At 70.1% G+C, this 20,203-nt stretch carries 15 protein-coding genes; 11 read left to right on the top strand and 4 right to left on the bottom strand.

Going from position 1 to position 20,203, the window contains the following annotated elements; all coding sequences use genetic code 11:
• A partial coding sequence (locus tag PSU4_RS27420) for a DUF222 domain-containing protein (RefSeq protein ID WP_186817216.1) occupies nt 1-567 on the bottom strand: 567 nt, incomplete at its 3' end.
• A gap of 907 nt (nt 568-1,474) precedes the next feature.
• On the opposite strand from PSU4_RS27420, the gene PSU4_RS27415 reads away from it, so the two are divergent.
• From PSU4_RS27415 to PSU4_RS27400, 4 genes are read left to right on the top strand one after another with little or no spacing between them, the layout of a single operon-like run.
• Nucleotides 1,475-2,524 carry a FecCD family ABC transporter permease gene (locus PSU4_RS27415; RefSeq protein ID WP_147114660.1) on the top strand — a complete coding sequence of 350 codons (1,050 nt, stop codon included), beginning with the start codon at nt 1,475-1,477 and terminating at the stop codon, nt 2,522-2,524.
• Entirely contained in the window at nt 2,521-3,564 is a 1,044-nt protein-coding gene (locus PSU4_RS27410; protein ID WP_147114657.1) for a FecCD family ABC transporter permease, read from the top strand. The genes PSU4_RS27415 and PSU4_RS27410 overlap by 4 nt, the downstream gene beginning before the upstream one ends.
• 11 nt (nt 3,565-3,575) lie before the next feature.
• Nucleotides 3,576-4,448: an ABC transporter ATP-binding protein gene (locus PSU4_RS27405; protein WP_147114654.1), complete on the top strand. Its 873-nt coding sequence runs from the start codon at nt 3,576-3,578 to the stop codon at nt 4,446-4,448.
• Nucleotides 4,445-5,452, top strand: a complete 1,008-nt coding sequence (locus PSU4_RS27400; RefSeq protein WP_246115382.1) for an iron-siderophore ABC transporter substrate-binding protein — start codon at nt 4,445-4,447, stop codon at nt 5,450-5,452. Before PSU4_RS27405 ends, PSU4_RS27400 begins: the two co-directional genes overlap by 4 nt.
• Before the next feature lie 34 nt (nt 5,453-5,486).
• On the opposite strand, the gene PSU4_RS27395 is transcribed toward PSU4_RS27400, so the two are convergent.
• Entirely contained in the window at nt 5,487-6,440 is a 954-nt protein-coding gene (locus PSU4_RS27395) for a TIGR03619 family F420-dependent LLM class oxidoreductase (protein WP_147114651.1), read from the bottom strand.
• A gap of 117 nt (nt 6,441-6,557) precedes the next feature.
• Here PSU4_RS27395 and PSU4_RS27390 point away from each other — a divergent pair, with 117 nt between their 5' ends.
• Complete coding sequence (locus PSU4_RS27390; protein ID WP_147114648.1) at nt 6,558-7,577, top strand: LLM class flavin-dependent oxidoreductase; 1,020 nt, start codon at nt 6,558-6,560, stop codon at nt 7,575-7,577.
• 12 nt (nt 7,578-7,589) lie between these two features.
• Here PSU4_RS27390 and PSU4_RS27385 read toward each other — a convergent pair whose 3' ends face one another.
• Nucleotides 7,590-8,075 (bottom strand): carboxymuconolactone decarboxylase family protein, encoded by a 486-nt coding sequence (locus PSU4_RS27385; RefSeq protein WP_147114645.1) that lies wholly within the window; start codon nt 8,073-8,075, stop codon nt 7,590-7,592.
• A gap of 117 nt (nt 8,076-8,192) precedes the next feature.
• Here PSU4_RS27385 and PSU4_RS27380 point away from each other — a divergent pair, with 117 nt between their 5' ends.
• Nucleotides 8,193-9,092: an RNA polymerase sigma-70 factor gene (locus PSU4_RS27380; RefSeq protein ID WP_147114642.1), complete on the top strand. Its 900-nt coding sequence runs from the start codon at nt 8,193-8,195 to the stop codon at nt 9,090-9,092.
• A 5-nt stretch (nt 9,093-9,097) separates the two neighbouring features.
• Here PSU4_RS27380 and PSU4_RS31615 read toward each other — a convergent pair whose 3' ends face one another.
• Nucleotides 9,098-9,244, bottom strand: a complete 147-nt coding sequence (locus PSU4_RS31615; protein WP_186817215.1) for a hypothetical protein — start codon at nt 9,242-9,244, stop codon at nt 9,098-9,100.
• Between the two features lie 41 nt (nt 9,245-9,285).
• On the opposite strand from PSU4_RS31615, the gene PSU4_RS27375 reads away from it, so the two are divergent.
• The 5 genes from PSU4_RS27375 to PSU4_RS27355 all read left to right on the top strand — a co-directional run.
• A complete protein-coding gene (locus PSU4_RS27375) occupies nt 9,286-10,800 on the top strand; it encodes a CoA-acylating methylmalonate-semialdehyde dehydrogenase (RefSeq protein WP_147114666.1) in 1,515 nt (504 codons plus the stop codon).
• A 310-nt stretch (nt 10,801-11,110) separates the two neighbouring features.
• A complete protein-coding gene (gene proA, locus PSU4_RS27370) occupies nt 11,111-16,966 on the top strand; it encodes an anti-phage protein ProA (protein ID WP_186817214.1) in 5,856 nt (1,951 codons plus the stop codon).
• Nucleotides 16,967-17,058: 92 nt separating this feature from the next.
• The gene (locus PSU4_RS27365) at nt 17,059-17,259 is read left to right on the top strand and encodes a hypothetical protein (RefSeq protein WP_186817213.1); all 201 of its coding nucleotides are present in this window, start codon (nt 17,059-17,061) and stop codon (nt 17,257-17,259) included.
• A gap of 290 nt (nt 17,260-17,549) precedes the next feature.
• Nucleotides 17,550-19,172 carry an ABC transporter substrate-binding protein gene (locus PSU4_RS27360; protein WP_147114634.1) on the top strand — a complete coding sequence of 541 codons (1,623 nt, stop codon included), beginning with the start codon at nt 17,550-17,552 and terminating at the stop codon, nt 19,170-19,172.
• Nucleotides 19,173-19,633: 461 nt separating this feature from the next.
• Nucleotides 19,634-20,203 (top strand): DUF222 domain-containing protein (locus PSU4_RS27355; protein WP_147114631.1); only part of this gene is annotated, 570 nt, incomplete at its 3' end.

Below are 20,203 nucleotides of genomic sequence, written 5' to 3'. Positions count from 1 at the left end.
CGGCCGGTCGTCGGGATCGGCGCCGTCCTGGTCGAGCGTTTCGACCAGGGCGGTTCCCCACGCCTGCAGGTCGGCCGGGCTGTACTCGCGCGCTTTCGCAGCCAGTTCGGTCTCGGCCGCGGCCCACACCTGTGACGGGAGGCGTCGGGCTGATGGGCCGTCGAGGAGGCGGGCGATGACCTCGACATGCCGGGTCGAGCAAATTCCGGCGGCGAACGCGGAGGCGGTGGAGGGGAGCCTCGCTGGAAGGCCAGTGCCGTCGAGAGTGGTTCGGTCGACGGCGTATTCGGCGACGAGGAGCCGGCGGCGGGCATCGGTGCGGTCCCAGCCCAGGAGGTCGGCGAGCGCGGTGACAGTGGAGCGGTAGCCGCGCTCGGCGAACACGCCCCGGCGTTGCAGATCGGCGATCACGCTCACGGAGAGCTGTTCCAGTAGTCGCGTGGCGCCTTCGCAGATGGTGAGGGTGGAGAGCATCTCGTCGTCGCCGGCGGCGCCCGATATGGCAGTCAGCTCGGCGACGGCCTGCTGCAGCAGGCCGTGCGCGATGTCGAGCCGCTCGGCGTTCATGATCGCACCATACTCGAACATAAGTTCGAATGGTTGTCATTCACCGCAGGTCAGTGGGCCGCTCACCGCAGGAGTCGGGTGCGGGTTCCCGTCGGGCAGCCCCTTCGGGCGAGTGGCATCTCTCGGGACGGGCGCAGTCGTGGGCTGAGCGGTTCGCGGCCGCGCGACCTGCCAGGCTGAGAACCGAGCAGTCGCTCGCTGATCCGCAGCGGGCGGCGCGCAAAGCGCCTCGGAGTCGGACCAGGCTCGGATCGCATGAGGTCGCGACCTGAGTTGGCCCGGACTGGCCCATCCAGCATGCGGGCCCATCCAGCACGCCCGGCGTGGCTCGGCACGCCCGGCGTAGCTCAGCAGGCCCAGCGTGGCTCAGTAGGCCCGCTGTGGCTCAGCGCGCCCTGCCTGGCCCGGCACGTCCAGCCCAGCTCAGCACGTCCGGCCTCAGCGTGCCCGGCCCAGCACGCCTGGCCCAGCACGTCCAGACTCACGCGCGAGTAGCGAGGCCCAGCGCGTCCGGCCCAGCGCGTCCGGCCCACCGGCCCACCGGCCCAGCGCGTCCGGCCCAGCGCGCCCGGCCCACCGGCCCAGCGCGTCCGGCCCAGCGCGTCCGGCCCAGCGCGTCCGGCCCAGCGCGCCCGGCCCGCCAGAGCGCCCTGGCGCGGTGCCGCGGCGCGCCGCGACTTCGCGGCGGAACCGCACGGTGGACTCCGGGCGGCCCACGGCGGGAGGTGGAGAACACCGGGTGCGGCTGCGGAGCGTCATTCGGCGATGACTGTCGGCTGTGCACTTGATGTCGGATTCATCTCGTTCATTGCGAGGCGAACCGGAGTGACTAAGGTTAGCCGCGCCTCACTTCGGAACGGGAGACGATGACCGCTCTACCGCTTCCCGATTTCTTCGGGACCAACAGATGACGGCCGTGGCGGAGCCGACCTCGGCCGCCGCGCCCACCGGCCGACGGCCGATCCCTGCGCGGGTCATCGGGCTGGTGGTCGCCGCCGCGGTGCTGGTCGTCGTGGCTGTGGCGAGTGTGATGGTCGGCGCGAAGGAGATTCCGGTCGGCACGGTCTTCGATGCCTTCCTGAACTTCGACCCGACGAACAATGACCATCTTTTCGTGCGGCTGGAACGGATGCCGCGCACCGTGATCGGGCTGCTCGCCGGTGCCGCGCTCGGTCTGGCGGGGACGATCATGCAGGCGCTCGCACGCAACCCGCTGGCCGATCCCGGAATCCTGGGGGTCAACGCGGGGGCGGCGTTGTTCATCGTCGTGGGGATCAACTTCTTCTCGTTGACGGCGCTGACCGGCTACGTCTGGTTCGGTTTCATCGGGGCGGCGCTCGCCTCGGCCCTGGTCTACGGGGTGTCGTCGCTGGGGCGTGAAGGTGCGACCCCGATCAAGCTGGCGCTCGCCGGGGCCGCGGCCAATGCCGCGTTCGTGTCGCTGACCACGGGTGTGCTGCTGACCAGTACGGATGCCTTCGAGCAGTTTCGTTTCTGGCAGGTGGGCTCGCTCGCCGGGCGCAACTGGGACGTCGTGACGTCTGTGCTGCCGTTCATCGTCGTCGGGATCCTGATCGCGATGTTCTCGGGCGGCTTGCTCAACACGCTGACCCTGGGCGACGACATGGCGAAGGCGCTGGGGCAGAACGTGGCCAGGGCGCGGGTGGTCTCGGGTGTGGCGGTGGTGTTGTTGTGCGGCGCCGCGACGGCGGCTGTGGGGCCGATCGCGTTCGTGGGTCTCGCGGTGCCGCAGGTGGCCCGGATGATCACCGGCCCGGACAACCGTTGGTTGCTGCCGTACTCGCTGTTGCTGGCCCCGATCCTGGTGGTCGGTGCCGATGTGGTCGGCCGGGTCATCGCCCGCCCGGGTGAGGTGCAGGTCGGCATCCTCACGGCGGCGATCGGCGCGCCGATCTTCATCGCACTGGTCCGCGGCCGGAAGGTGGCCCAGCTGTGACGGCCGCAGCGTTCGACGTGTCCTCGATCGCCCGTACCCGCGCCAGGGGCAGGGTCCGGCAGGTGTCGGTGGTGGGTGGGCTCAGCCTCGGCGTCGTGGTCGTGTTCGCCCTGTCGCTGGTCGTGGGCGCGGCGGTCATCTCGTTGCCGGACGTGTTGTCCACGCTCGCCGGGCAGGGCAGCCGCAACACGAACTACGTCATCCTGGAGCTGCGCCTGCCCCGTGCGCTTGCCGCGCTGATGGTCGGCGTCGCGTTCGGGCTGTCGGGCGCGGTGTTCCAGAATCTGCTGCGCAACCCGCTGGCCAGCCCGGACGTGATCGGTATCAGCACTGGTGCCAGTGCGGCGGCCGTGCTCGGGATCGTGGGTTTCGGCCTGACGGGGATCGCGATCTCCGGCCTCGCGCTGGGCGGCGCGCTGGCGACGGCGATGGCGATGTATGCGATCGCGTGGCGCAACGGGGTGTCGGGCTACCGGCTGATCCTCGTCGGTATCGGGCTCTCGGCGTTGTTGTTGTCGGTCATCAGTTATTTCATGACGAGCGCGCAGGTCACGAACGCGCAGGACGCGCTGATCTGGATCTCGGGCAGCTTGTCGGACCGCAACTGGAACCAGGTCGTCCCGTTGCTGATCTCGCTGGTCGTGCTGGTGCCGGTCACGCTGGTCCTCGGTCGGGTGCTGGGGATGCTGGGCCTGGGCGACGACACGGCCCGCGGGCTGGGGGTGCCGGTCGCGAGGGTCCGGCTCGGTCTGATCATCGCCGCGGTGGCGCTCGCCGGCGTGGCGACGGCGGCGACGGGGCCGGTGGCGTTCGTCGCGTTGCTGGCGGGACCGATCGGGCGGTCGCTGGCGAAGGACGGCAGCCCGGCGTTGCTGCCGTCGGCGCTGGTCGGGGCTCTGATCGTGCTGGTCGCGGACTTCGTCGCGCAGCACACGCCGTTCTTGCCGAACCTGCCGGTCGGTGTGCTCACCGGCGCGATCGGTGCGCCGTACCTGTTGTGGCAGCTCGCCCGCACGAACAGTGGGGGGCAGGGCGGATGACCGAGGGGAACATGACTGAGCAGGCCGTCGAGGCACTCGCCGCAACCACGACCGCGGACGGTCATGTGCCGACCCGGCACACGCTCGCCGCGAAGGGGCTCCGGCTCTCCTACGAGAAGAAGGAGATCGTCCACGGCATCGATCTGGAGCTGCCGCCGGGCAAGGTCACGATGATCGTGGGGCCGAACGGCTGCGGCAAGTCGACGACGCTGCGCGGTCTCGCCCGCCTGCTCGACCCGAGTGGCGGCCAGGTCCTGCTCGACGGCAAGGACATCTCGACGATCCCCAACCGGGAGGTCGCGACGGTGCTCGGCATCCTGCCGCAGCACCCTGTCGCACCCGACGGCATCACTGTCACCGATCTGGTGAGCCGCGGCCGCTATCCGCACCAGGGCTGGTTCCGCAAGTGGAACGCGGAGGACGACGAGGCGGTCGCGCAGGCGCTGACCGTCACGAACACGGCCGAGCTGTCGACGCGCGCGGTGGGGAGCCTGTCGGGTGGGCAGCGGCAGCGGGTCTGGATCGCGATGGCCCTGGCGCAGCGCACCGATCTGTTGCTGCTCGACGAGCCGACGACGTTCCTCGACCTCGCGAACCAGGTCGAGCTGCTCGACCTGCTCACCGACCTGAACCGGCGTTCGGGCACGACGATCGCGATCGTGTTGCACGACCTGAACCTCGCCTGCCGGTACGCCGACCACCTGGTCTGCATGAAGGCGGGCGACATCGTCGCCGAGGGCACCCCGAAGGAGATCGTGACCGCCGGGATCATCTCGGAGGTCTTCGGGATGCGCTGCGACGTCCTGGTCGACCCCGTGTCGGACACCCCTCTGATCCTGCCTATCGGGCGGCACCACACAACGAATTCTGGGAGCACGTCGTGAGAAATCCGCTGGGCCGGTCCCTCGTGAGCCGCGTGTTGACGGCCACCGTCGCGGCCGCTGTCGCCTTGACCATGGCCGCGTGCGGCCAGGTGCAGGACTCGTCGTCGGGCGCCGGGGGTGGCGACGCGACGACCACGTCCGTCGACACCTTGTTCGGCGCCGTCGAGGTCCCCGCGGACCCGCAGCGCGTCGTCGCGCTCGGGTGGTCGGACGCCGAGGCTGCGCTGGCGCTGGGCGTGCAGCCGGTCGCGGTGAGCGACTGGCTGGCGTTCGGGGGCAAGGGTGTCGGGCCGTGGGCGGCGCCGCTGTTCACCGGCACACCGACGATCTTGCCGACGCTCGAGCTGAACTACGAGCAGATCTCCTCGCTCAACCCGGACCTGATCCTCAACACCCGTTCGGACAACTCGAAGGAGAAGTTCGACGAGCTGAGCAAGATCGCCCCGACGGTCTCGGCTCCTCCGGGCGTCACGATCCAGTACGGGACGTCGTGGCAGCAGCAGATGCAGCAGGTCTCGGCCGCGCTGGGCAAGAAGGACGAGGGCACCAAGCTGATCGCAAAGGTCGACGCCGCGTTCGAGGCCGCGAGGTCGGCCAACCCGAACTTCGCGGGCAAGACCGTGGCGGTCGGTGCTTTCTTCAGCGACTCCTACGGCGCCTATGTCGACGGCGACTCGCGCGTCGAGTTCATGAAGTCGCTCGGTTTCGTGAACAAGCCCGAGATCCAGGCGTTGTCGAAGGGGCAGAGCTTCTACGAGCAGCTCGCCCGTGAGCAGGTCGAGCTGCTCAGCGCGGACCTGACGGTGATCTTCCCGCTCGGTGGGGACGCGACTCCGCTCAAGACCGACCCGGTGCTCAACCAGATCCCGTCCGCGCAGGCCGGACACCTGCTGATCATGGAGGACCCGACGCTGATCAACGCGTTCTCGTCGGGCTCCACGCTGGGCACGAAGTACGCGATCGAGAACGCGGTCCCGCTGATCAAGGCGAAGACCGCCGCCTGATCGGCCCGTCCGCGGCATCGACCGGCGCCCCCGCTCATCCGTGGTGAGCGGGGGCGCTGTCCGTGGTCGGGGCGAAGGCGTCGAGGACCTGCTCGGCGAGTGCGACGGAGGTTGCGGCGTCCGCGGAGGGGGAGCCGACCCGTGGCAGCAGGTTGAGGTCGAGGAACACCTCGGTCGCACCGTGGGCTCGCAGCGCGGCGAGGTCGTCGAGAATCTGTTCGCGGGTGCCCTGCAGGGGGCGCCGTGCACCCGGCGGGGCGGACGGCAGGAGATCGACGACGCCGCGGACCACGATCCGGACCGTCGACGGGTCGCGCCCGGCCGCCGCCGCGCCCTCGCGTACGAGACCTGCGCAGGTCCGGACGGTGGAGAGGTCCTGGTGGCTGCTGCTGATCCAGCCCTGCGCGAGCCGCCCGGCGCGGCGCAACGCGGGGGCAGCGGTGCCGCCGAGCAGCAGGGGTGGGTGCGGCTGCTGCACGGGTCGCGGCGCGACGTGTGAGCGCGGCACCGTGTAGAAGTCGCCGTCGAACTCGACGGGGTCCTGTGTCCAGAGCGCCTGCAGGCATCGCAGGTACTCGTCCATCCGCGCGCCTCGCTGCGTGAAGGGGACGCCGGCGGCGGCGTACTCCTGCGGCATCCAGCCGATCCCGAGACCGACGGTCAGTCGGCCCGCGGTCAGCACGTCGAGCGACGCCGTCGTCTTCGCGAGCAGCGCCGGCGGGGTGAACGGGGCGCAGAGGGTCGCGGTCCCGAGCCCGATCCGGGAGGTGCAGCCGGCGACGTGCGCGAGTGCGACGACCGAGTCGAACACCGTCCGGTGGGGCTCGCCGAGGTCGGCGTCGACCGGGTTGAGCAGACGCTGGAACGTCCACAGCGACGCGTAGCCGAGCTCCTCGGCGCGAGAGGCGATGTGGCGCATGGTGTCCGGGGTGGCCCAGCTGCCCGACACCGGCAGTCCGAACCCGATCAGCGGCAGCTCGACGGTCATACGGCCGGACCCTGCCAGAGGGTCGTGAGCGGCAATAGTCGCGATAGCGACCATTGCCGCTCACAGGGGCGGTTGCCGGGCCGGAATAGGGGCGCCGGGGAACCCGTTGGTCGGGCCGTGAAGAGGATCGGGTTCCTGTCGTTCGGGCACTGGGCGGAGACGCAGCACTCGCAGGTGCGCTCGGCCGCCGACGCACTGCTGCAGTCGATCGAGCTCGCGGTGGCCGCGGAGGAGCTGGGGGCCGACGGCGCCTACTTCCGCGTCCACCACTTCGCGCGCCAGCTCGGGTCGCCGTTCCCGTTGCTCGCCGCGGCGGGGGCGCGCACGTCACGTATCGAGCTCGGCACCGGCATCATCGACATGCGCTACGAGAACCCGCTGTACATGGCCGAGGACGCCGGCGCCGCCGACCTCATCTCCGGCGGCCGGCTCCAGCTGGGGATCAGCCGGGGATCGCCCGAGCAGGTCGTCGACGGCTACCGGTACTTCGGTCACGTCCCTGCCGAGGGCACCACCGACGCCGACATGGCCCGTGAGCACGCCCTGCGGTTCCTCGAGGTCATCGAGGGCGAGGGCTTCGCGGAGCCCCACCCGCGGCCGATGTTCCCGAACCCGCCCGGGCTGCTGCGCGTCGAGCCCCACGCACCCGGTCTGCGCGACCGGATCTGGTGGGGCGCAGGGTCGCGCGCGACCGCGGAGTGGGCCGCCGAGCAGGGCATGAACCTCATGAGCTCGACGCTGCTCACCGAGGACACCGGCGTGCCGTTCCACCAGCTCCAGGCCGAGCAGATCCAGCGCTACCGCGACGCGTGGGAGACCGCTGGGCACCAGCGTGAGTCGCGGGTGTCGGTGAGCCGCAGCATCTTCCCGATCGTGTCCGACCTCGACAAGGCGCTGTTCTGGCAGCAGCGCGAGAGCACCGACCAGGTGGGCTGGATCGACGGCGGCAACGCCCGCTTCGGCAAGACCTACGCCGGCGAGCCCGACAAGCTCGTCGCCGCGCTCGCCGAGGACGAGGCGATCGCCGTCGCCGACACGCTGTTGCTGACGGTGCCCAACCAGCTGGGCGTCGACTACAACGCGCACGTGATCGAGAGCGTGCTGACCCACCTGGCGCCGGAGCTGGGCTGGCGCTGACTCACCGCTGACTCACGTGGTCATCGCGGCGAACATGCCCGCCTGGTAGCCGCCGGCCGGGGTCCGCGCGATGACGTTCATCCGGTTCGCCGCGTTGACCAGCGCCAGCAGGCAGACGAGCGCGGCGGCCTGGTCGTCGTCGTAGTGCTCGCGGACCCGCGCCCACGTCTCGTCCGACACGCCCTGGTGCGCGTCGGCGAGCCGGGTGCCCTCCTCGGCGAACGCCAGCGCGGCGCGCTCGGCCTCGGTGAACACCGTCGCCTCCCGCCAGGCGGCGACCATGTTCAGCCGCTCCTGGGTCTCGCCCGCCGCGGCGGCGTCCTTGGTGTGCATGTCGGTGCAGAAGCCGCAGCCGTTGATCTGGCTGGCGCGCAGCGACACCAGCTCCTGCGTGGTGGCCGGCAGCGACGACCGGTGGATCACCATGGCCGCGTTGGCGAAACGCTTGCCGAACGTGGCCGCGAGGTCGTTGCCGAACAGGTCGATACGGGCGTCCATGATCTCGTCCTTCCGTGGAACTCGGTGACGAACACGAGATGCCGGCCGACCGCCCGCCGTGACAGGACACGGGTGTGACGAGGCCCACTGTCACAGCCGGCGTGGGTGCGGGGTCTCATGGGCGTCGAGAGGAGGACCCCCGTGACCGCCACCGAATCGTTCGTCGCCCACCGCAACCTGCTCTTCACCGTCGCCTACGAGATGCTCGGCTCCGCCGCCGACGCCGAGGACGTCCTGCAGGAGACCTGGCTGCGCTGGGCCGCCGTCGACCTCGCCGAGGTCCGTGACCACCGCGCCTACCTCGTGCGCATCACCACCCGGCAGGCGTTGACGAGGCTTCGCACCCTCGGCAGACGCAAGGAGTCCTACGTCGGGCCGTGGCTGCCCGAACCCCTGCTCACCACCCCCGACGTCGCCGACGACGTCGAGCTCGCCGACAGCGTCTCCATGGCGATGCTGCTGGTGCTGGAGACCCTCGCGCCCACCGAGCGGGCCGTGTTCGTGCTGCGCGACGTGTTCGACGTCGGCTACGACGAGATCGCCGAGGCCGTCGACAAGACCCCCGCCGCCGTCCGCCAGATCGCCCACCGCGCCCGCGCCCACGTCGCCGCCCGCAGGCCCCGCGGCGTCGTCACCCAGGACGAGAGCCGTGGCGCCCTCGACGCCTTCCGCCGCGCCGTCGAGACCGGGGACCTGCAGGGGTTGCTCGACGTCTTGGCGCCCGACGTCGTCCTCCTCGGCGACGGGGGCGGCATCAAGCAGGCGGTGCTGCGGCCCGTCGTCGGCGCCGACAAGGTGGCCCGGCTGCTCACCGGCGGCTGGGCCCGCGTCCCGGGGGAGGTGCGCCTCGAACCGGTGCAGGTCAACGGCTGCCCCGCGCTGGTGCTGCAGCTGGACGGGGAGCTCGACGCCGTCGTCGCCGTGCGCATCGACGACGGTCGTGTCACCGGCCTCTACGCCGTCCGCAACCCGCAGAAGCTCTCGCACATGGACCGCGAGACGACCCTGCGCCGCTGAGCGGTTCAGGCCGTGGGGGTGCGCGTCAGCTGCTCGGGGAGCGCGTTGATGAGGTCGGCGAATACGCTGCGGATGTGCTCGCGGCAGGCGGCCTCGGCACCGCCCGGGTCGCTCCTGGTGACGGCGGTGACGATCTCGTCGTGCCGGAGCACCGATGATCGACGTATCCGCACCGCCCGTCGAGGAGACGTGCATGACCGTCACGACGCCCGTTCCCCCCGCCGCGCTCCACCACTGGGCCGGCGGTACCCCGGTCGACGGGGAGTCCGGCCGGTTCGCCGACGTCACCGACCCTGCCACCGGCGCGACCACGGCGCGGGTGCCGCTCGCCTCCGCCGCCGACGCCGCGCGCGTCATCGCGACCGCCCGGGCGGCGTTCCCCGCGTGGCGCGACGCGTCCCTCGCCCGGCGCACCAAGATTCTCTTCGCGTTCCGCGCCCTCCTCGACGCCCGCGCCGACGAGCTCGCACAGATCATCACGGCCGAGCACGGCAAGGTCCTCGCCGACGCGGCGGGCGAGGTCGCGCGCGGCCTCGAGGTCGTCGAGTTCGCGTGCGGCATGCCGCACCTGCTCAAGGGATCCGCCACCGAGAACGCGTCCACGAACGTCGACGTGGCCTCGATCCGCCAGCCGCTCGGCGTCGTCGGCATCATCTCGCCGTTCAACTTCCCCGCGATGGTCCCGATGTGGTTCTTCCCCATCGCGATCGCCGCCGGGAACACGGTCGTCCTCAAGCCGTCGGAGAAGGTCCCCGGTGCGGCGCTGTGGATGGCGCGGCTCTGGCAGGAGGCCGGGCTCCCCGACGGCGTGTTCAACGTCCTCAACGGGGACAAGGAGGCTGTCGACGCGCTGCTCACCAGCCCCGACGTCGCCGCCGTGTCCTTCGTCGGGTCCACGCCCGTCGCGCGGTACGTCCACCGCACCGCGACCGAGCACGGCAAGCGGGTCCAGGCCCTCGGCGGGGCGAAGAACCACATGGTCGTGCTGCCCGACGCCGACCTCGACCTCGCCGCCGACCAGGCCGTCAACGCCGGCTTCGGCTCGGCCGGTGAGCGCTGCATGGCCATCTCCGCCGTCGTCGCCGTCGGTGACATCGCCGACCGGCTCGTCGCCGCGATCGCCGACCGCGCGCGTGCCCTGCGCACCGGCGACGGCCGCCGCGGCGCCGATATGGGCCCCCTCGTCACCCGCGCCGCACTCGACCGCGTCACCGGCTACATCGACGCCGGGCAGCAGGCCGGTGCGACGCTCGCCCTGGACGGCCGGACCGCCCGGTACGACGCCGACGGCGACGGCTTCTTCGTCGGGCCCACACTCTTCGACCACGTCACCACCGACATGTCGATCTACACCGACGAGATCTTCGGCCCGGTCCTGTCGGTGCTGCGCGTCGACACCTACGACGAGGCGCTCGACCTGGTCAACCGCAACCCCTACGGCAACGGCACCGCGATCTACACCCACGACGGCGGCGCGGCCCGGCGCTTCCAGAACGAGGTCGAGGTCGGCATGGTCGGCATCAACGTGCCGGTCCCCGTGCCGATGGCCTACTACTCCTTCGGTGGCTGGAAGAACTCCCTGTTCGGCGACACCCACGCCCACGGGACCGACGGCGTGCACTTCTACACGCGCACCAAGGTCGTGACGACGCGCTGGCCCGACCCCTCCCACCGCGGCGTGGACCTCGGCTTCCCGCGCAACGCCTGACGGAGCAGACTGTCGCAAACTTCTCGGCGGGGTCGTGAGCCGACCCGACGGAACGGTTTCGCCGGCACGCTCGAGGTGCGGCGCCGGCAGACGTCCCGCGACCAGAGACGCCCGACACCTCAGCGGCGGCTTCTCCCCGTGATCTCAATGGACCACGTCCCGGTTCCCCGGCGCCGATCCGTCTTGCACGGGTGTCGGTGCTTCGTGATCCACTCCCTCAGCGTGGGATGCCCTTCGGTGCGGAATGATCGTGTCACGCGCAGGGCGACTTCAGCGAAGGTTGTACGGAGCACGTCGGAAGTGGGGACGCATGAACGCCGAGCAGACGATCTCGATCGACATCGAGGCCCGTCCTGTCCTGAGTTATGCAATGGCCCACAACCGGATCCCGGTGATCTCCCGGCTCACGATCTCCAGGGGAGAGCACGATGTGCGGGGCGCTCGTCTGCTGCTCGACGTGTCCGATGCGTCCGGTGTCCTCGGCGAGGAGCAGGTCACGGTCGTCGATCTGCGGGCCGGGGAGCCGATCGTCCTGCTGGAACTCACCCTCCGGCTCCAGCCTTCGGCGATGCTGCAGGTCGAGGAGCAACGGCCGGGCAGCGTGAGAGCACGGCTGGAGGTCGACGGGGAGACCGTTGCCGAGCGGATTGCGCACGTCCAGATCCTCGCGGCCAACCAGTGGCTGTTCTCGCCGCCTGAGCTGGCCATGGAGATGCTCCCGGCGCATGTCATGCCGAACCACCCGGCCATCGCGGCGCTGATGCTCGAGGTCTCCGCGCGGTTGGGCCGTGACACCGGCCGAGCGTCGCTCGAGGGCTATCAGTCAGGGCCGGAGCGCGTCGACCAGATCGTCCGAGCCGTGTACGAGACGATGCGTGATCGAGGGATCGCCTACGTCGAGCCCCCGGCGAGCTGGGCCGACGACGGCCAGAAGGTGCGGACACCTGGAGAGGTCCTGGACGGTCGAATGGGCACCTGTCTCGACACCGTCGTGGTCATGGCTGCTGCGCTGGAGCAGGCTGGTGTGCGGCCGCTGATCTGGCTGCCCCATGGGCACGCATTCCTGGGCTACTGGCGCGAGGAGACATCCCTCGGCGTCGCTGCTGAGCGCGACACGGCCGGTGTGGTGAATCAGGTCGATCTCGGGCGGATCGGGCTCGTCGAGACGACCGCGTCGACGCACCAGAACGTGCCGTTCGACGAGGCGTCCCGTCTCCCGGCACTCAGACATCTCAGCGGCCATCTCTCGGACATGTTGGGAGTGGTCGACGTCCACCGGGCCCGACTCGACCGCATCGTTGCCCTACCAGCGCGAGAGCGGACCGCGGACGGTGCCGTGCAGATCATCGAGTACATCCCTCCTGCTTCGCCTGTAGCGCCGACACCTGCGACCGTTGTGCGTGCCGGGACACCGCCGGAACCGGAACGGATCCGTCAGGAACCTCCGCGGGTCACGCAATGGAAGAACGGCCTGCTCGACCTCAGTCTGCGCAATAGATTGATCAACTTCACGGGGCGGTCAGGACTGGGTCTGATCCTTCCGGACGATGCGCTCGCGCATCTTGAAGATCTGCTCCACGGCGGTACGTCGATCTCTCTTCGTGCGGGAGATGAGTTCGCGGCTGTCGAACGGGAACGGGGCGTTCGGTCGGCGAGTGACCTGCCGCAGCAACAGTTGTCTGCGTTGCTGGAGGTGAACCACGCCGTCCACGTCGACGCCTCCGTCGAGTCCTACCCGACCCGTCTGCGAAACCTGGCCCACAAGGCTCGGACCATCGTCGAGGAGTCCGGCGCGAACAACCTGTACCTCGCGTTGGGCACCCTTGAATGGCAGCTCGACGATCGAGCGTTACGCTCGCCACTCGTTCTCGTCCCGGTTACCCTCCGGGCGGGGCGCCGCGGGGCCCACTACCAGTTGGTGCTCGACGAATCCGGTATGTCGACTCCGAACTACTGCCTCATCGAGAAGCTGAGGCAGACCTACAGGCTGGACATCCCTGGCCTCGCAGAGCCAGCGCTCGACGAGGCCGGCATCGACCTGAACGGCACGTTCGAGGCCACCCGCCAGGCGATCGCTGAACGCGGGCTGCCCTTCCGGGTCGAAGCCACCGCCGATCTGGCCATCCTCCAGTTCGCCAAGTTCCGTCTCTGGAAGGACCTCGACGAGAACTGGGCCGAGTTCGCACAGAACTCATTGGTGGCGCACCTGGTCGACACTCCGACCGACGCGTTCGACGATGTGGTCCCCGGGCCGATCTCGCGTGATCTGGAGAGGCTCGCCGAGCAGTGTCCGGTGCCCGCTGATGCCTCCCAGCTCGCAGCAGTGCACGACGCAGTTCTCGGCCGGACGTTCGTCCTGGAAGGCCCTCCCGGCACCGGCAAGTCGCAGACGATCACCAATCTGCTTGCCCACTCTGTGGCCGAGGGGAAGCGGGTGCTGTTCGTTGCGGAGAAGCGGGCTGCACTCGACGTCGTTCAGAAGCGGCTGGATGCGGTCGGTATAGGCCCGCTCGCGCTCGACCTCCACGACAAGGGCAGCAAACCAGCGGAAGTTCGGGCGCAGATCCTGGCTGCGCTGGAGCACACGGTGCCGGCGGATTCGAGGGCTCACGAGATTCGGATCGAGGAGCTCCGGTCGGCTCGGCGCGGCCTTACCCGATACTGGAGCCGACTGGGCGAGCGCAACGCCGCCGGTTATTCATTGCCCGCCGCACGCGATGCCGTACTCGTGCACCGCGACGTGGAGGCGATGACCGTCCCGGAGGCGGTAGTGGCGAAGGACAGGGCCACGATCGACACGCTGCGGTCGGTTTTCGCCGCCTTACCCGACGTCGTGGACCAGGCCGCGCCGCGGGCGACCGGCCATCCCTGGGGTTTCGTCGACAGCGCTGTCGGGGTGGATGTGGTCGGCGCTCGGAATGCGGCGCGACGGATCGACGGAGTCGTCGGCGCGCTGCCGAGCTCCCTCGCTCCTGCCCTCGATGCCGTGCAGGGCCACGAGGACCTGCGCGTCCTTGCGGCTCTCGTTGGCGGCGCGACCCTGGATGTTCTCGACGCGGTCCGGTCCGAGCGGTGGGTCGCCGAGGTAGGGACTCTACGTTCCGACATCGACACCTTCGTCGCTGCGCCGCACGATGGGCTCGAGACCGTGACCCCGGAGGTCCTCGACCTCCCGATCCGTGACATCGCAGCGGCCGCTGACAGCGCCGCCACCTCGTCGGTTCTCGGACGCCGCAAGCGCATGCGGGCGGTTGCCGAGCGCCTGGGCCCAGTGCTGCGCGACGGGGCCGTCGTCAAGCCGAAGCGCCTCGTGGAGCTGAGCCGGGCGCTGCTCGCGCTCGACGAGAACATCGATGCACTCGCCTCTCGGCTCCGGGCCATTCCGGGTCTCGAGGCGACGTGGAGGTGGACTCCGTACGACGGTGGCGCGATCCGGGCGCTCGACGAACGGATCGCCTATTTGCAGTGGGCCGCACGAATGGTCGACGAGAGGAGCGTCGACCCGGAGCGCCGGCGCTTCGCGTCGCCGCTACGGGCGGCGCTTGCCGCAGGCCCGGCCGACCCCCGTCCTGTCCTGGAGATGGCGTCTGCGATCGGCGAACTTGCCGACGCGTGCGGCGTCGGACAACAGGAGCTCACGGACTGGGCACGGCCCAACGGGTTGCTGGTCGGTCTGCGCACGTCGGCCCGCGACCGGAATGCGGACGATCCTGACCTCCGGTCGCTCCGGGCGTGGCTCGATCTGCTGCGCCAGGTCGAGCCACTGCGCGCGGAGGGGCTCGACGAGATTCGCACGCAGGTCCTTCGAGGCTCGATCGACGTGGATCGGGCGCGGCTGGCGTTCGAGCTCGGTGCCGCCCGCGCCGCCATCACCGAGCGCCTGCGCCACACCGGCCTCGACCGTTTCGACGCAGCGGCCCACGACAGGTCCGTGGGTCGCTTCCAAAGCTCGGCCGACGAGGTCCGGGACCATCTGAGGACGGTGTTGCCGGGGCGGGTGCTCACGAGCAGGCGATTCGACCCGAACTCGGCGGGCGGTCGGGTGGGTCAGCTCCGGCGCCAGCTCGGCCTCCGCCGCCGCGGTATGAAGGTCCGCGAACTGATGTCCACGTACGGCGATCTGATCACGGACCTGATGCCGTGCGTCCTTGTCAGTCCGGACTCGCTGGCCCGCTTCTTCCCGGCGAAGGCCGATCTGTTCGACATCGTGGTGTTCGACGAGGCGTCGCAGGTGCGAGTCGCCGATGCCGTCGGCGCGATGGGGCGGGCCCGCTCTGTCGTCGTGGTCGGCGACAGCAAGCAGATGCCGCCGACCTCGTTCGCCGAGAGCAGCGGCGGCGACGATCCGGACGCGCTTCTCATTGCCGAAGCCGTCGAGGACGAAGAGTCGATCTTGTCCGAGTGTGTTCAGGCCCGGGTTGCACGACACCGGCTGACCTGGCACTACCGCAGCCGCGATGAAGCACTGATCGCTTTCAGTAATCGGATGTACTACGGCGGGGACCTCTCGACGTTCCCTGCGCCGACGTCCGACGAACGCGCCATCTCCCTCGTACGAGTGGACGGTCACTTTCACCGGACCGGCAGAGGCGCCTTGCTACGGACGAATCCGGTGGAGGCGGCGGCTGTCGTCGACGAGATCCGACACAGGTTCGCCGACTCGCCCGAGCGCCTGCCGTCGCTGGGCGTCGTCACGTTCAACCAGCAGCAGCGCACGTGCATCGAAGCCATGTTGCGGGATGCCGACGAGCCGCGCATCATCGAGGCGCTCGAAGCGCCCGACGGCTTGTTCGTCAAGAACCTCGAGAACGTTCAGGGCGACGAGCGCGACGTGGTGCTGTTCTCGACGGCGTTCAGCGTGAACGACAAGGGGGTTCTGCCGCTCAACTTCGGCCCCCTGAACCGTCAGGGCGGGGAGCGACGCCTCAACGTGGCGGTGACCCGAGCTCGCAGACAGGTGATCGTCTTCTCCAGCTTCGACCCGTCCCAGATGCGTACCGAGGAGACCGCGTCGGTGGGCGTTCGCCATCTCCGGACGTACCTGGAGGTGGCGGCTCGAGGTCCTGCGGTGCTGCCTCAGGACCGCCGGGTCGCGTCGATGCCCGATCGGCACAGAGACGAGATCGCGGCTGCCCTGCGAGATCGTGGGCTCGACGTCACCGTAGGTGTCGGTCTGTCGGACTTCATGATCGATCTTGTTCTCACCGACGACGGTGCTCCTCGGGTCGCGGTACTCCTCGACGGGCCGGGGTGGTCGAGGCGCATGACCGCTGGAGACCGGGACGTGCTTCCTCAGGACGTCCTCGGACGCGTGCTCGGCTGGCCCGCGGTCGAGCGAGTATGGCTGCCGGAATGGTTGGCGGACAAGGAAGGCGTGGTCGGGAGGCTGGCTGATGCAGTCCGGCGGAATGTCTCGGACACCGAGGGATGCAGGACGCGCCCACGTGGAACTGTCGAAACTGTCGAAACTGTCGATGTTGCACGGTTGGTGGGGGTGGATGAGGAATCGGCGTCGGGACTGGCACAGTTCGACGCTGCAGCACCGCAGATCAGGACTGTGACCTCGCTGATTCTGAGCGAGGCTCCGACGAACACGTACCAGGTGGCCGACGACGGTCCGTACCAGCCGTGGCCTTCTCGCGTCGCCGGGCAACGCGACGTCCTGGATGCGTTGCCGTCGCGACCGGCAGCGGCCCAGGTGCGCGAGGTGCTGGTGGAGATCGTGGAGGCAGAGGGGCCGTTGACATTCGAGCGGCTCGCTCGTCTCGCGGCTGGCGCATTCACACTCACGCGGGTCGCCGATTCCCGGCGCGACTCGATCATGCGCCATCTCCCTCGCTCCGTTCGTCGGGACGAACACGAGCCGGTCGCCTGGCCCTCGCACCGGGATCCGGAGACATGGACGGGCTTCCGCCCCGCGGAGCCGGGTCAGCGACGGATCGAGGAGATTCCGCTGCGTGAGATCGGCAATGCAATGCGCGCCGCGGTGACCGCTTCGGCCGGCATGAACCGCGAGGAACTGTATGCGGAGGCACTGCGAACATTCGGCCTGGTGAGGCGGACTCCGGCAGCGGTCGCGCGCCTGCGACTCGCCGCGGACCTGGCCGTGCGCGGCGAACGAATGTGGGTGGACGACGGCATGTTCACGCATCGATCCGACAACTGATCACAGATGGCTACAAGCCCTATCTCCGCCCCTATGCCGCCGGGCTGAGCAGCGCTGATGCCCCCCATGCGGAGCCGCCAGGGGTCACCCGCGTGGCCGGCCTGGAGATCCGGTTCAGCGCCGAGGTGTTCGGGTGGCGCGGCCCCGCTCCGTCCTGCTGGCCGGCCATCCGCGGCGACGGCTGCGCCCTCGTCCGCGCCGAGGCGTCGCAGGCGACGTGCGGGTGCGGCCGGGGTGCCACCGACAGGGAGACCACGCTGCTGGCACGCGACGGGGCCGTGTCCTGCCGCTGAAGAACATCGTCCGCAAGGCTGAGGGCGTCGAGGGAGACCGTGTCCGTCGAGATGGCCGCCGCGCCGCGGGGTGGGCGGCCGAGCGAACGGGAACGGGCTCCGCGTTCGGACGCCGTCACCATCAACGGCGCCGACGACTGTCGGAAACAACAGTGCTTTCCGGTGTGGGCTGCATCACCGCTAGCGTCGGGTAGGCGCTCGAAGCTCCGGTTCGGACCGTCGCGTCCGTATCGCCGCTGTCCCGCGGCACCGGACGGGCCGCCGACTCGACGACGAGTGAGGGGACCGCCTTGCCCACCACCACGACCCGCACGTTGCTCCTGAGGTTCGTCGCCCTTCTCCTCGGTCTGGCCCTGGTGTCCGCGTGCGGGTCGGCCACCCCGCCCGGAACCGACGGTGCCGGGGGAGTGCAGGCCACGAACCCCAACGGCGGCGACCCGGCAACGGAAGGCATGCCGAAGACCGGTGGGGTCCTGGTCATGGGTACCGACCGGGAGGCCGTCGGGTTCGACCCGACGATCCAGAACACCAACATGGCGGCGTTCGCGGTCTACGACTCCCTGATGAAGCTCACCCCCGACGGCGGGGCCGAGCCGTACCTGGCGAAGTCGATGGACTCGCCCGACGGGGGCACGACGTGGCGGCTCGGCCTGCGTGAGGGGGTCATGTTCTCCGACGGCACCCCCTTGGACGCTGCGGCGGTCGTGACGAACGTGCAGCGCCACATCGACAAGCAGTCCTCACCGGGGCATCGGTTCACCACCTCGATCCGCTCGATGCGCGCGGTCGATCCGCTGACGGTGGAGTTCGGTCTCGACGGCCCGTTCGGCCTGTTCCCGGTGACGTTCGCGGGCAACTTCACCGGCGGGAGCCTGGGGCTGATCATCTCGCCGGCGGCGCTGCAGAAATACGGTGCGCAGATCACGACGAACCCGGTCGGCGCGGGCCCGTTCGTGCTGAGCTCGTGGGTTCAGGACTCGCAGATGACGCTGACGCGCAACCCGAACTACTGGCAGCAGGGCCTGCCACGCCTCGACGGGCTGGAGTTCCGGCCGTTGCCCGACACCGAGAGCCGGTACGCGTCGATCGAGAACGGTGACGTCGACCTGATCTTCGGCGGCTACCACACCGAACTGGTGCGGGGGATGGCGAACCCGAACCTGCGCGCCTACTACGGGCCGGGCCACGGCGCGGAGTGGATCATCTTCAACCACACCACCGCGCCCTTCGACGACCACCGGATGCGGGAGGCGCTGGTCCGCGGGATCGACCTGAACGCGCTGGCCGCCGTGCAGTTCCGCAACCAGATGGAGCGCGCGACGGGCTACTTCAGCGACTCCAGCGAGTACCAGACCCCGGAGGCCGCCGCCGCGTGGCCGGCCTACGACGTCGAGCGCGCGAAGGCGCTCGTGCAGGAGTACGTGGCGGGCGGCGGGAACGCGACCGTCGTGTACAAGACCACGAACGCGCCCAACCGTGTCGAGTTCGCGGAGTTCCTGCAGGCCCAGATGGCGACGATCGGCATCACCCTGCAGCCGCAGTTCTACGACCTCGCCCAGTACTCCTCCAGCGTCGTGCAGAGCCGCGACTTCCAGATCGCGGGCAACGTCGGCGGGCCGGTCGACGCGCCGTACCCGTCGTCGTCGAACGCGCTCCGCACCGGCGGCAGCCAGAACTACGGCGCGTACTCCAACCCGGAGGTCGACGCGATGCTCGACCGCGCGGCCCGCACGACCGACGACGCCGAACGCACGCGGCTCTACCAGCGGGTCCAGCTCGTCACGAACCAGGACCTGGCGATGGCCTACTACAGCCGCGGGTACCTGTCGACGATCACGAAGCCCGACGTCAAGGGCGTCGTCCGCTACCTGACGCGCGACATGTTCTACGCGACGGCCTGGCTCGACCGCTGATCACGTCGGCTCACCATGTCACCGGCAGCTCGGTCACGCCGCCGGTGATGTGGCCGACGCGGACACGGTCGTCGCGGCGCCGGGCCCCCCGGTGCGGCGCTGAGCCACCATGACCAGCTCGCCGCCGCGCTACGGACGGCGATGCGTGTTGAGCGCGGACGCGAACGCGAGCGGGCACAGGGTCACCGAGCAGGTCGGCGTGAGCGCGTCACGGCGGGTCCGGGCCGCGGTGATGTCGATGCGCCGGCCCAGCGGCGCACGATCTCGCCCGCGGTGAAGTCTGCGCTCGTTCGGTCGTGGCCGGCGGTCCGCTCGCCGCGCGAGGTGGACGACGCTGTCGGGTACGGGACTGACGGTGGCCCGCTGCTCTCGGTCACGGTGCTGAAGTATTCGTCGCCAGATGGTCCCTGAGCTGCGACGACCGACGTCAGATCGAACGCATGTTCGACTAAGATCGTGACATGACCCCCGACCGGCTCGACGCCGCGCACCGCCTGCTGCAACAGGCGATGGCCGAGCTGACCGCCGCGTCCGGCCCCGCAGCGGGCGACGACGACCTGCTGTCGGCCCTCACCGTGTGCGAGGGGGCCGCCAGACTGCTGGAGCGGCTCTCCGTCGCCGCGATCGCCGCCCTGCAACGGCGCGGGGTCTTCACCGAACGGGGCTACCGCTCCACGGTCACCGCCCTGGGCGACCTGCTCGGCTGGGAACGCGCCGACGCCCGCCGCCGGCTCGTGGTCGCCGAACACGCCGTCGAGATCGTCGGGCTCGACGGCAGCACTCTGCCTGCGCGGCTGACCGCGACGGCCGCGGTGTTCGCGGCCGGGGACTGCTCGGGCCGCCACGTCGAGATCATCGCCCGCGTCCTCGACACCCCACCCGCCCGACGACTCACCCGCGACATCTGGACCGCGGCCGAGGCCCAGATCGCCGCGAAGGCCGGCGACTACAGCCCCGCCGACCTCCAGGCCTGGGCCACCGCCCTGGTCGAAACGCTCGACCAGGACGGCCCCGAACCCGACGACCGCCCA

This window comes from Pseudonocardia sulfidoxydans NBRC 16205, assembly GCF_007989085.1.
Classification (GTDB): Bacteria; Actinomycetota; Actinomycetes; order Mycobacteriales; family Pseudonocardiaceae; genus Pseudonocardia; species Pseudonocardia sulfidoxydans.
This window is presented reverse-complemented; position numbering and strand designations above follow the sequence as displayed.

Coding starts and splice junctions, on each gene's coding strand:
- PSU4_RS27380 (WP_147114642.1), top strand. CDS start 8,193: ATGGGCGTCGAGAGGAGGACCCCCGTGACCGCCACCGAATCGTTCGTC.
- PSU4_RS27395 (WP_147114651.1), bottom strand. CDS start 6,440: ATGACCGTCGAGCTGCCGCTGATCGGGTTCGGACTGCCGGTGTCGGGC.
- PSU4_RS27415 (WP_147114660.1), top strand. CDS start 1,475: ATGACGGCCGTGGCGGAGCCGACCTCGGCCGCCGCGCCCACCGGCCGA.
- PSU4_RS27385 (WP_147114645.1), bottom strand. CDS start 8,075: ATGGACGCCCGTATCGACCTGTTCGGCAACGACCTCGCGGCCACGTTC.
- PSU4_RS27405 (WP_147114654.1), top strand. CDS start 3,576: ATGACTGAGCAGGCCGTCGAGGCACTCGCCGCAACCACGACCGCGGAC.
- PSU4_RS27375 (WP_147114666.1), top strand. CDS start 9,286: ATGACCGTCACGACGCCCGTTCCCCCCGCCGCGCTCCACCACTGGGCC.
- proA (WP_186817214.1), top strand. CDS start 11,111: ATGAACGCCGAGCAGACGATCTCGATCGACATCGAGGCCCGTCCTGTC.